Source organism: Pseudomonas sp. THAF187a, assembly GCF_009363395.1.
Classification (GTDB): Bacteria; Pseudomonadota; Gammaproteobacteria; order Pseudomonadales; family Pseudomonadaceae; genus Aquipseudomonas; species Aquipseudomonas khazarica.
Genome location: NZ_CP045349.1, coordinates 136,784 through 148,710, shown reverse-complemented (window position 1 = coordinate 148,710; position 11,927 = coordinate 136,784). Strand labels below are relative to the sequence as shown.

12 protein-coding genes are annotated in these 11,927 nt (G+C 65.2%); 4 read left to right on the top strand and 8 right to left on the bottom strand.

Going from position 1 to position 11,927, the window contains the following annotated elements:
• Positions 1-18 precede the first annotated feature (18 nt).
• Genes FIV02_RS00685 through coxB form a run of 4 tightly spaced genes read right to left on the bottom strand, consistent with a single transcriptional unit; the run spans position 19 to position 4,207 of the window.
• On the bottom strand, positions 19-906 hold the full coding sequence (locus FIV02_RS00685) for a cytochrome c oxidase subunit 3 (RefSeq protein ID WP_037053976.1): 888 nt from the start codon (positions 904-906) through the stop codon (positions 19-21).
• A gap of 11 nt (positions 907-917) precedes the next feature.
• Positions 918-1,484, bottom strand: coding sequence for a cytochrome c oxidase assembly protein (locus FIV02_RS00680; protein ID WP_152487524.1), 567 nt, complete (start codon positions 1,482-1,484; stop codon positions 918-920).
• Positions 1,485-1,494: 10 nt separating this feature from the next.
• Entirely contained in the window at positions 1,495-3,078 is a 1,584-nt protein-coding gene (gene ctaD / locus FIV02_RS00675; protein WP_047592770.1) for a cytochrome c oxidase subunit I, read from the bottom strand.
• 4 nt (positions 3,079-3,082) lie between these two features.
• Positions 3,083-4,207: a cytochrome c oxidase subunit II gene (coxB, locus tag FIV02_RS00670; protein ID WP_134677557.1), complete on the bottom strand. Its 1,125-nt coding sequence runs from the start codon at positions 4,205-4,207 to the stop codon at positions 3,083-3,085.
• Between the two features lie 408 nt (positions 4,208-4,615).
• Between coxB and FIV02_RS00665 the strand changes: the two genes are divergently transcribed.
• Entirely contained in the window at positions 4,616-5,257 is a 642-nt protein-coding gene (locus tag FIV02_RS00665) for a hypothetical protein (protein ID WP_037053988.1), read from the top strand.
• On the opposite strand, the gene FIV02_RS00660 is transcribed toward FIV02_RS00665, so the two are convergent.
• Entirely contained in the window at positions 5,247-6,176 is a 930-nt protein-coding gene (locus FIV02_RS00660; protein WP_152487523.1) for an AEC family transporter, read from the bottom strand. The two genes, FIV02_RS00665 and FIV02_RS00660, sit on opposite strands and share 11 nt — an antisense overlap.
• 345 nt (positions 6,177-6,521) lie before the next feature.
• Between FIV02_RS00660 and glsB the strand changes: the two genes are divergently transcribed.
• Together glsB and FIV02_RS00650 are read left to right on the top strand one after the other, a co-directional pair.
• Positions 6,522-7,430: a glutaminase B gene (gene glsB, locus FIV02_RS00655; RefSeq protein WP_037053994.1), complete on the top strand. Its 909-nt coding sequence runs from the start codon at positions 6,522-6,524 to the stop codon at positions 7,428-7,430.
• 65 nt (positions 7,431-7,495) lie between these two features.
• The gene (locus tag FIV02_RS00650) at positions 7,496-7,891 is read left to right on the top strand and encodes a RidA family protein (protein ID WP_037053998.1); all 396 of its coding nucleotides are present in this window, start codon (positions 7,496-7,498) and stop codon (positions 7,889-7,891) included.
• Positions 7,892-7,898: 7 nt separating this feature from the next.
• On the opposite strand, the gene FIV02_RS00645 is transcribed toward FIV02_RS00650, so the two are convergent.
• The 3 genes from FIV02_RS00645 to FIV02_RS00635 all read right to left on the bottom strand — a co-directional run bounded on the left by FIV02_RS00645 (position 7,899) and on the right by FIV02_RS00635 (position 10,930).
• Positions 7,899-8,342, bottom strand: a complete 444-nt coding sequence (locus tag FIV02_RS00645) for a GNAT family N-acetyltransferase (RefSeq protein WP_037054000.1) — start codon at positions 8,340-8,342, stop codon at positions 7,899-7,901.
• 25 nt (positions 8,343-8,367) lie between these two features.
• Complete coding sequence (locus tag FIV02_RS00640) at positions 8,368-9,357, bottom strand: asparaginase (RefSeq protein ID WP_152487522.1); 990 nt, start codon at positions 9,355-9,357, stop codon at positions 8,368-8,370.
• Positions 9,358-9,490: 133 nt separating this feature from the next.
• Positions 9,491-10,930, bottom strand: coding sequence for a sodium:alanine symporter family protein (locus tag FIV02_RS00635; protein WP_037054005.1), 1,440 nt, complete (start codon positions 10,928-10,930; stop codon positions 9,491-9,493).
• Between the two features lie 160 nt (positions 10,931-11,090).
• On the opposite strand from FIV02_RS00635, the gene FIV02_RS00630 reads away from it, so the two are divergent.
• Positions 11,091-11,909, top strand: coding sequence for a helix-turn-helix transcriptional regulator (locus FIV02_RS00630; RefSeq protein ID WP_152487521.1), 819 nt, complete (start codon positions 11,091-11,093; stop codon positions 11,907-11,909).
• Positions 11,910-11,927 lie beyond the last annotated feature (18 nt).

The following is an 11,927-nucleotide window of genomic DNA, read 5'->3' as shown; positions in this document are numbered from 1 at the left end:
GTGTGGCTGACCGCTGCCTCACAGCACGTAGACGAAGATGAACAGGCCCAGCCAGACCACGTCGACGAAGTGCCAGTACCAGGCGGCGGCCTCGAAACCGAAGTGCTTGTCGGCATCGAAATGCCCGCGCAGGATGCGCACCAGCATGACGGTCAGGATCAGGGTGCCGAGCGTCACGTGGGCGCCGTGGAAACCTGTGAGCATGAAGAAGGTCGCCCCGTAGATGCCCGAGCCCAGCGTCAGGCCCAGCTCGGTGTAGGCTTCGATGTACTCCTCGACCTGGAAGAACAGGAAGCTCAGGCCCAGCACGATGGTGGCCGCCAGCCAGGCCTTGAGCGCCCCCCGGTGATTCTTCTTCAGGGCATGGTGGGCGAAGGTGACGGTGAAGCTGGAAGACACCAGCAGGATGGTGTTGACCAGCGGCAGGTGCCACGGATCGATGACCCCGGTGGGCGGCGGGAACAGCTTGGAGTCGGGGTTCTGCAGCAGGGGCCAGTTGTACTCGAAGCCCTCCCAGAGCATGTTCGCCACACCCTTGTCGCCTTCACCGCCCAGCCAGGGCACGGCAAAGGTGCGGATGTAGAACAGCGCGCCGAAGAAGGCGGCGAAGAACATCACCTCGGAGAAGATGAACCAGCTCATGCCCCAGCGGAACGAGCGGTCCATCTGCGCGCTGTACAGGCCGCTGCGACTTTCCTTGATGACGTTGCCGAACCAGCCGAACAGCATCCAGGCCAGGATCAGCCCGCCGACGAAGAAGATCAGCGGGCCGTTGGAACTCTCCCGCCCCGCCGACAGGTCGTTGAACCAGGTCCCCACGCCGAAGAAACTCACCAGCAACCCGATACTGGCGACGATGGGCCACTTGCTTTGCGCCGGTACGTAATAGTTTTCGTGACTCGACATTGTTGTTCTCCTTATGGAGTCGCCCGAGCAAGGGTCGCCTGTACCACTGGCGGTTTGCGTTCGGTGATATCGAACAGGGTGTAGCTCAGGGTCAGGTGTTTCACGTCCTGTGGCAGGTCGCGGTCGACGATGAAGCGCACCGGCATCTCGATGCGTTCGCCGGGCTGCAGCACCTGCTGGCTGAAGCAGAAACACTCGGTCTTGTGGAAGAAGGCCGCCGCCTTCGAAGGCGAGATGCTGGGAATCGCCTGCGCGGTCATCGGGTGGTCGCTGGGGTTGTAGGCGACGAACAGCATGTCGCGGGTTTCCCCCGGATGAACCAGCAGTTCGTCGGCCTTGGGCGCGAACTCCCAGACCATCTCGGCCGAGTTGGTGGCGAGGAACTGCACGCGCACCTGGCGCACCTCATCGACCACCTGCTCGCCCTGATAGGGGCCGGCGGTCTTGCCGTTGATCCCGAACACGCGGCACATGGCGTCGTAGAACGGCGGCAGGACGAAGACGCCGAAACAGAACATCACCACCACCACGACCAGCAGGCGGGCGACCAGGCGACGCGTCGCGATGACCTCGCTCACGGCGGACCTCCTACTTCACTTCCGGCGGCGTGCTGAAGGTGTGGTAGGGCGCCGGCGAGGGCACCGTCCACTCCAGCCCCTCAGCGCCATCCCAGGGCTTGGCCGGAGCCGGCTTGCCGCCGCGGATGCACTTGATGACGATGAACAGAAACAGCAGCTGGGTCGCCCCGAACAGGAAGGCGCCGATGCTGGAGACCATGTTGAAGTTGGCGAACATCAGGTTGTAGTCGGGGATGCGCCGTGGCATGCCGGCCAGGCCGACGAAATGCATCGGGAAGAAGGCCAGGTTCATGCCGACGAAGCTCATCCAGAAGTGCAGCTTGCCCAGGGTCTCGTCATACATGTGGCCGGTCCATTTCGGCAGCCAGAAGTAGGCCGAGGCGAAGATGCCGAAGATCGCACCGGGCACCAGCACGTAGTGGAAGTGGGCCACCACGAAGTAGGTGTCGTGGTACTGGAAGTCCGACGGGGCGATGGCCAGCATCAGCCCGGAGAAACCGCCGATGGTGAACAGGATGACGAAGGCCACCGAGAACAGCATCGGTGTCTCGAAGGTCATCGAGCCCTGCCACATGGTGCTGGCCCAGTTGAACACCTTCACCCCGGTGGGCACGGCGATCAGCATGGTGGCGTACATGAAGAACAGCTCGCCGGTCAGCGGGATGCCGACGGTGAACATGTGGTGCGCCCAGACGATGAACGAGAGAAAGGCGATGGCCGCCGTCGCATAGACCATCGAGGTGTAGCCGAACAGCGGCTTGCGCGCGAACGCCGGGATGATCGAGCTGACCGCACCGAACGCGGGCAGGATCATGATGTACACCTCGGGGTGGCCGAAGAACCAGAACACATGCTGGAACAGCACCGGGTCACCACCGCCGGCGGCGTTGAAGAAGCTGGTGCCGAAGTGGATGTCCATCAGCATCATGGTCACCACGCCGGCCAGCACCGGCATCACCGCGATGAGCAGGAAGGCGGTGATCAGCCAGGTCCAGACGAACAGCGGCATCTTCATCAGCGTCATGCCGGGCGCACGCAGGTTGAGGATGGTGGCGATCACGTTGATCGCGCCCATGATCGAGCTGATGCCCATCAGGTGGATGGCGAAGATGAAGAAGGTGGTGCTCTCCGGCGCATAGGTGGTCGACAGCGGCGCGTAGAAGGTCCAGCCGAAGTTGGGCCCGCCGCCCTCCATGAACAGGGTGCTGACCAGCAGACCGAAGGCCGCCGGCAGCAACCAGAAGCTGAAGTTGTTCATGCGCGGCAGGGCCATGTCCGGCGCGCCGATCATCAGCGGGATCATCCAGTTGGCCAGGCCGACGAAGGCCGGCATCACCGCGCCGAAGACCATGATCAGGCCGTGCATGGTGGTCATCTGGTTGAAGAACTCCGGCTGCACGATCTGCAGGCCCGGCTGGAACAGCTCGGCACGGATGACCATGGCCATCGAGCCGCCGAGCAGGAAGGCGCAGAAGCTGAACCACAGGTACATCGTGCCGATGTCCTTGTGGTTGGTGGTCAGCACCCAGCGCATCAGGCCCTTGGCCGGGCCATGGTGGTGGTCAGTATGACCGTGGTCGATCACTGCACTCATGTCCTTACTCCTGCGCCTTGGAGAAATCGAGAATGTCCTTGGGCGTGACCATGTCACCGACATTGTTGCCCCAGGCATTGCGCTCGTAGGTGATGATGGCGGCCAGGTCGACCGGCGACAGCTGCTTGCCGAACGCCGCCATGGAGGTTCCCGGCCTGCCGTGGAAGACGATGTCGATATGGCCTTCGGCCGGCCCGGTGGCGACGGGCGAACCCTTGAGTGCCGGGAACATCGGCGGCAGGCCTTCACCGGTGGGCTGGTGGCAGGCGGCGCAGGTGGTGTTGTAGGCCTTCTCGCCACGCGCCATCAGCTCTTCCATGGTCCACTCCTTGCTGGTCAGCTCGCGCTCGGCAGCGGCCGCCTGCTTGCGCTCGGCCAGCCAGGCGGCGAAGTCCTCCTTGGACTTGGCCTCGACCACCACGGGCATGAAGCCGTGGTCCTTGCCGCACAGCTCGGTGCACTGGCCACGGTAGATGCCGGGCTCCTCGATGCGGGTCCAGGATTCGTTGATGAAGCCGGGAATGGCATCCTTCTTCACCGCCAGAGCCGGCACCCACCAGGAATGGATCACGTCGGCCGCGGTGATGAGGAAGCGCACCTTGGTGCCCACCGGCACCACCAGCGGCTCATCCACCTCCAGCAGGTAGTGTTCGCCCTTGTCTTCGCGGTTGGTGATCTGCGTGCGCGGCGTGGCCAGGTTGCTGAAGAACTCGACATCCTGGCCCAGGTACTTGTAGTGCCACTTCCACTGGTAGCCGGTGATCTGGATGTCCAGCTCGGACTCGGACGAGTCGTAGATGTCGATCAGCGTCTTGGTCGCGGGAATCGCCATCGCCACCAGGATGAACAGTGGCACCACGGTCCAGAGAATCTCGACGGTAGTGCTTTCATGGAAGTGCGCGGGCTCCTGGCCGGTGGAGCGGCGGTGCAGGATCATCGACCAGAACATGGCACCGAACACCAGGATGCCGATCACCACACAGATCCAGAAGATGGTCATGTGCAGGTCGAAGACGGAACGGCTGACCTCGGTGACACCGGGCGCCATGTTGACCGTCCACTGGGCGTGCGCCGAGCCCAATGCCAGCCACAGCAGGAGGCCCATCCAGACTCGTGGATGTCGCATCATTGCGGGTTCCCCTTGATTGTTCTTGTTATCCCGCCGGCTGAGCCTGCGGCTAAGGGATCGACTGCCATCGACGAGGTAGCACCTGGCTCACTGCCTGGGCTGCCCCGCCTGACTGCTGGCAACTGCTGTCAAAACCTTTCCGTGCCTGAGCCCGTCCGGTTCCATCAGGTACTGCCTTTCGAAATCGAGTATAGACGGCGACTTTCAGCCCGCAATGTGCCGGAAAGGCCCTCCATGCCCTCCCGACGCCGATGCTGAAGAGCGCGCCCGGCGCGGGTTGTAGCGTTTCTGATACAGGTAGATATAGCGGACTCGCATAAGTATGAAAAAGTTATGACAATCGCGTCTTAGCCCGCGAATTACGCCGGCTAAGGTTCACGTCCATGTCCTGAATTCGTAGGAGCAGTCATGAACACCGCCGCCCTTCGCCAACTGATCGCCCAGGCCCGCCAGCAGGAAGCCGGCGAGCAGACCCTCGCCCGCTTCCTCCAGACGCAGCTGGAACGCCTGCATCCCTCCATCCGCCTGCCCGAAGACAATGCATCGGGGGCGCTGAGCGCTTTCGTCATCGCCTATATCGAAGAGGTGCCGGACGTCCTCGACGCGGCCGCCGACGTGGCCCGCGAAGCCGGGATCGAGGCGGCGGTGAAACCGGTGCTGAAGATCGCCGAGCAGTTCTTCCTGCAGCCGCCGACGCTGGTGGCGGGGCACGAAGGGCTCGAAGGCCTGCTCGACGAGGCCTACCTGGCGCATCGCCTGGTCGAAGAGGTCAACGACCGCTACATCGCCCACCTCGGGCAGCCATTGATCCCGCTGGATACCACCCGCGCCAACCTGATCGCCCACCAGTTGATCGGCGAGCCGTTCGCCAACCAGCTGGACGAAGCGGTGCACCATGCCCTGGCCGGCATGCTCGACGACAGCAGCTTCGACCAGCCGTCCGTGCAGGCCTACCGCGAGCGCCTGGCGGCGCCGAATACCGCGTCGGCCTGGCAGCGCTGGCCCTGCCTGTCGCAACAGCTGGGGGTGGAGCTGCAGCTCACGGCGTGATCAGCAGCAGGATCAGCGACAGGGTGAGCAGCGAGCCCAGGGTCGAGAACAGGATCGCCCGCGACACCAGCCCGGCCTCGCGGTCGTAGTACTCGGCCAGCATGAAGGGTCCGGTGCCGGTTGGCAGCGCGCTGAGCAGCAGCGCAGCGTGTGCCCAGAAGGGTGGCAGGTCGAGCAGGACGAAGGCGATGAACCAGGTCACCAGCGGCTGCAACACCAGCTTGAGGCCTACCAGGGGCCAGGCCCCGGCGCCCGAGCCGCTTTGCCGCTGCGCCAGGAACAGCCCCAGCGAGACCAGGGCGCAAGGCACGGTGGCAGCCCCCAGCAGGCGCAGGAATTCGTCCAGCGCCGCGGGCAGCTGAGCCCCGCCCAGGGCCCAGGCGGCGCCGAGCAGCGGCGCCACCACCAGCGGGTTCTTCAGCAGCGCGACGAACACCTGGAGGATCGCCCCGGCCAGCCCCTTCTTGCTCTGCAACCCCACCTCGATGCACACCACCGCCAGGCCGAACAGCACGCAGACCACCATCAGCGAGGCGATCAACGCCGGCGCCATGCCGTCGTCGCCGAGCACCAGCACGCACAGCGGAATGCCGATGTAGCCGGTGTTGGCGTAGCCGGCGCTGAGGCCATCGATACTGGCGTCGACCAGACTGCCCGTGGCTTTCCAGCGATACGCCAGGGTGATCAGGAACACCGCCAGCATGCCGCCGGTGAAGGCGAGCAGGAAACCCGGCTGCCAGATATGCGCCCAGTCGGCCTTGGCCGTGAGGCTGAACAGCAGTGCCGGCAGGCCGAGCCAGACCACGAAGCGGTTCATCTCCGAGGCGGCGGTCGGTCCCAGGCGGTTGGTACGTCGGCAGATGTAGCCGATCAGGATCAGGCCGAAGATCGGCAACAGGACATTGAGAACGGTGGACATCGTACTGCGCCAGCGAAAGGGGAGACCGAGACTAGGGGCCCGCGCCTGCCAGAGCAAGCCGTCGTCTGTGATTCCACCTCGCCCGCCGGCGTCTAGGATTGACATGCCGGGGCAACCCGGCGCCGCCGCGAGCCAGCCCAAAGTCAGCTGCGCGTCGGCCATGCTGCTCGAAGGACAAGCTCGAAATGCTCATTCACCGCTCGTAAAGTCGAGCGCGACTCCTACCGGTCCTCGCCTGCTTGATTCGCTGGCGCTCACCCTTCGGGCCAGCCCTGGGCTGTGCATCCCGCTGGTCGTTGCGCCTTGCATGGCTCCAGCTCGCGAGACTTTGAACAGGCTCTACCCATGCAAGCGCTGTTGAACGAAATTCTCGATGAAGTCCGCCCGCTGATCGGCCAGGGCAAGGTCGCTGACTACATCCCCGCCCTCGCCAGTATCGTCCCCGATCAACTGGGCATCGCCGTGTACGGCAACGATGGCCAGCTGCATGTCGCCGGCGATGCGCGCACGCCGTTTTCCATCCAGAGCATCTCCAAGGTCTTCAGCCTGGTGCAGGCTATCGGCCACAGCGGCGAAGACATCTGGCAGCGCCTCGGCCACGAACCCTCGGGGCAGCCATTCAACTCGCTGGTACAGCTCGAGTTCGAACGCGGCAGGCCGCGCAACCCCTTCATCAACGCCGGCGCCCTGGTGATCTGCGACATCAACCAGTCGCGCTACGCAGCACCGGCGCTGTCGATGCGCGACTTCGTCCGGCGCCTGTCGGACAACCCGGAGGTGACGGTGGACAACCATGTCGCCGAGTCGGAGTACCAGCACCGCGCACGCAACGCGGCGGCGGCCTACCTGATGCAGTCGTTCGGCAATTTCCACAACGAGGTGGAAGCGGTGCTGCGCAGCTACTTCAGTTGCTGCGCCTTGCGCATGAGCTGCGTCGACCTGGCGCGAGCCTTCGGCTTCCTGGCCAACCAGGGGTTCTGCCAGCACAGCGGCGAGCAGGTGCTGTCACCGCGCCAGAGCAAGCAGATCAACGCCATCATGGCCACCAGCGGGCTGTACGACGAAGCCGGCAACTTCGCCTATCGCGTCGGCCTGCCGGGCAAGAGTGGCGTGGGTGGCGGGATAGTCGCGGTGGTGCCGGGGCAGTTCAGCGTCTGCGTGTGGTCACCGGAGTTGAACGCCGCCGGCAACTCGCTGGCCGGCATGAAGGCCCTGGAGCTGCTCAGTCAGCGCATTGGCTGGTCGGTGTTCTGAGCCGATGGGCTATGGTCGCTACAGGCCGCACCGTCGTGCGGCCATCGAGAAGACCAGGAGTGCCCATGTCGATGCCCGAGTACCACATGTTCACCGCAGCCCCCGCACCGGTCGCGCCGTTCTCCCACGCCTGCGAAGCCGATGGCTGGGTGTTCGTCACCGGCCAGCTGCCCATCGAGCCGGGCGATGAGTCCGCGCCCCTGCCCGAGGGCATCGAGGCGCAGACCCACAAGACCTTCGACAACCTGCTGGTGGTGCTGAACGGCCTTGGCCTGGGCCTGGAGAACGTGGTTTCGGCCCGCGCCTTCCTCACCGATTTCCACGCGGATTACCAGCGTTTCAATGCGGTGTACGCCAGTTACTTCCCCGAAGGCAGGCGCCCGGCCCGTACCTGCATCGGCACCACCGGCCTGGCCCGCCATGCGCGGGTGGAGATCGACTTCATCGCCAGGCGGCCATGACGGCCATCTACAGCAACTTGCGGTACTGGACGAAGCCCGAGCGCTCGCCGATGCGCTCGTAGAGCAGCTTGGCCTGGCTGTTGCTCTCGTGCGTCAGCCAGTGCACCCGCGAGCAGCCCGCCTCACGCGCCTGCTCGTAGACATGCTGGATCAGCCGGCGGCCGACACCGCTGCTGCGCTGGCCGCGCGCGACGAACAGATCCTGCAGGTAGCAGTAGTCGCCCAGCGTCCAGGTCGAGCGGTGCATGACCCAGTGCACCAGCCCGATGGCCTGCTCGCCCTGCCAGGCCAGGGCCGCGCCCATCGGCTCGGCGGGGTCGAGAAAGCGCTGCCAGGTGGCGGCGCTGGCTTCGGCTGGAATGTCGGTCATGTAGAAGCGCTGGTAGCCCTGCCACAGGGGCAGCCAGGCTTCGTGGTCGGCAGCAACTACGGGGCGAATCTCGACGCTCATCGTCCTTCCTCTGTGGGCAGGTGGATCAGTCGTTCATCTCACCACAGAGATCGCGCGCCAGCCAGTGCTCGACCTCGTTCTGCAGCAGGCCGGCCCCGAGCAGGGCGAACAGCTTGCCCAGCGCAGCCTCGCGCGTCATGCCGCCACAGGACACCAGGCCGACCTCGGCCAGGCGACTGCCGGCGGCGTACACACCGAACTGCACATGGCCCTGCGCGCACTGGCTGATCGCCGCCAGCACCACGCCACGCCCGTGCGCCTCGCGCAGCACTTCCATCAGCTCGGCATCGCCGGCAGGGCCGGTACCGCTGCCGTAGCACTCCAGCAACAGGCCCTGGACACCGCTCGCCAGCAGGGCTCGCAGGTGCCCGGCCTGCACGGCGGGGTGCAACGGCAACACGGCGACGTTCACCGCACGGCGAGCCTGGCGATAGTCGATGCGCGCGGTGATGGCCGCCCGCTCGGCCTGACGCTCGCGGGGCAGCACCTGGAAGGCGTCGAAGGCGTCGCTGCGCAGCTTCGAGCAACGTGCACCGTGCAGCAGGTGGCCGTTGAAGAACAGATGCACCCCCGGCTTCACCCCACGATGCAATGCGCGCATCGCACCGAACAGATTGGGCCAGGCGTCGCCGCCTTCGACACCCGCCGGCTGCATGGCGCCGGTCAGCACCACCGGCACGTTGAAGCCCAGCAACAGGAAGCTCAGCGCCGCCGCGCTGTAGGCCAGGGTATCGGTGCCATGCAGCACCAGCACCGCGTCATGCTCACCCGCCTCGACGGCCTCGACGATCAGGTCGCGCAGGGCCAGCCAGTGGCCAGGGTTCATGTTGGCGCTGTCGATCAGCGGCAGCAGCTCGCGAAACTGCCAGAGCGGCAGCTCGCTGCCATCCTCGCGCGCCTGCTGGTCACGCATGCGCGCCTCGAAACCGGAGGCCGGCGCCAGGCCGTCCGCGCTCATCTGCATGCCGATGGTGCCGCCGGTGTACAGCACCAGGAGTCTTTCTGGGGTAGCCATGGGCTCTCCTCGCAAATCACGGACATGAACCCCTTACAGGGGCTTCAGGCGTCCTGGCGGCGCCCTCTACAGGCAACCACCTAATATGACAGGCCAAAAAAAGGGGGCCTCGCCCCCTTTTTTCCGGATCAACTCAACGCTGGAAAACGCGGTCACCGACTTCCGCAGGGTCTGCGGCATTGCTCGGCTGGCTGCTCCACACAGCGGGGTCGAGGTCCAGATCGGCGAACTGCTTGGCGTCGAACACCGGGGACTCGACGCCAGCCTTGATCTGGCTATCGTAGTCGCGCATCAGGCGCACGCCTACCTTGAACAGCAGCGCCAGGGCGATGAGGTTGGCGATGGCCAGCAGGCCCATGGTCACGTCGGCGAAGGCGAACACGGTGCCCAGGTCCTGCACCGAACCCCACAGCACCAGAACCACCACCAGCACACGGTAGACCATCACCGGGGCGCGCTTCTGGCTGAAGAAGCCCAGGGCGTTCTCGCCGAGGTAGTAGTTGTAGATCAGGGTGGTGAAGACGAACAGCAGCAGGGCGATGCTGATGAACACGCGGCCCCACTCACCGACCACGGCGGCGACGGCAGTCTGGGTCAGGACCACACCGGCCTCTTCCATGCCCGGCTGATAGACACCGGAGAGCAGGATGATCAGCGCGGTGCAGCTGCACAGGATCAGGGTGTCGATGAACACGCTGAGCGACTGCACGATGCCCTGCGCGGCCGGGTGTTTGACCTCGGCGACGGCGGCCACGTTAGGCGCGCTGCCCAGGCCGGCCTCGTTGGAGAACAGGCCGCGCTTGACGCCCATGATGATGGCGGCGCCGATGCCACCGGCAAACGCCGGCTCCAGGCCGAACGCGCTCTTGAAGATCAGCGCGAAGGTGGCCGGCACTTCGGAGATGTTCAGGCCGATCACCAGCAGCGCCATGGCGATGTAGGAGAACGCCATGACCGGTACCAGCACGTCGGCGAACTGGGCGATACGCTTGATGCCGCCGAAGATGATCAGGCCGATCACCACGGTCAGGGCGATGCCGCTGACCAGCGTCGGTACGCCGAAGGTGTCATGCAGCGAGCTGGCCACGGTGAACGACTGCACCGCGTTGAAACCGAAACCGAAGGTCGCCAGCAGCAGGATCGACACGACGATGCCCAGCCAGCGCTGGCCGAGGCCATGCTGGATGTAGAACGCCGGGCCGCCACGGTAGGTGCCGTCGGCTTCGCGGCGCTTGTACAGCTGCGCCAGGGAGCACTCGAAGAAGCTGGTGGCCATGCCGACCAGGGCAACGACCCACATCCAGAAGATGGCGCCCGGGCCACCGAGCATGATCGCCACCGAGACGCCGGCGATGTTGCCCGCACCCACGCGGCCGGCCACCGACAGCATCAGGGCCTGGAACGAGCTGAGCTGGCCAGGCTGGCGCTGCAGCGCTTCGCTGAAGATGCGAAACATGCTGCCGAAGTAGCGGAACTGAACGAAACGTGAGGCGACGGTGAAGTACAGGCCGAGACCGATCAGCATCACGATCAGCAGCTTGCTCCAGATGAGGTCATTGAGAAGATCGAGCATGGGAGGCTTTCTCTCTTGTTGTTCTGAATAGGGAATGCGCCCGCCGGGCGGGAGGCGCAATGGTTGGTGAAGGCGCCGCAGGGGACAATTTCGCAGGTCGCGGCGAACTGACGCGAGTTGATGCTAGAATCGCATCTTTCGCATCAGCTGGAGAGGTCATATGTCCGATTCCCTCGGCAGCAACCTGAAACTGCTCTGCAGCCACTACCGTTCGATCGCCGAGGTGTGCCGCAAGCTGGCGATCAACCGCGCCCAGTTCAACCGCTACCTGGCGGGCCAGAGCAGGCCCACCGCGCACAACCTCAAGCGCATCTGCGATTTCTTCGGCGTCGAGCCGTTCGAACTGGCCATGCCGAGCGAGCAGTTCGCCCGCCTGATCGGCGCACGCAGCGCTGATGCGCCCAGCCATGGCGCCAGCGACCCCCTGCTGGAGCTGTTCGCCCCCCTGCGGCGCCAGGCCAGCCCGATGGACCGCTACTGCGGCTACTACTTCGAGTATTCCAACTGCATGTCGGTGCCCGGCCACGTGCTGCTGTCACTGGTGCACCTGCGCGAGGAGCGCGGCAACTACCTGTTCGAGCGCCAGGAACGCCAGGAGCGCCAGGAGCAGACCCGCGGCGGCAGCGAGGACTGGGTGCGCTGCCGCTACCTGGGCACGGCGCTGTTCCTGCAGGACCGCCTGTTCCTGGTGGACTACGAGTCGCTCACCGGCAACGAGATGAGCCAGACCATCCTGATCCCCAGCTTCAAGAGTCGCATCATCCGCCTCAACGGCATCAAGACCGGCGTCTCCAGCGGTGACCGGCGCACGCCGGCCTGCACCCGTGTGGTCTGGCAGTACCTGGGGCACGAGATCAACCGGGTCAACGCCTATCGCCAGTTGATGCTCTACGCACCGGATGACCCACGCATCGACGACGACGTGCGCCAGCGCCTGAGCGGCGCGCAACTGCGTGACGGCCTGTTCGAGATGGAGTAGCGCGACGCGCTGGACCGG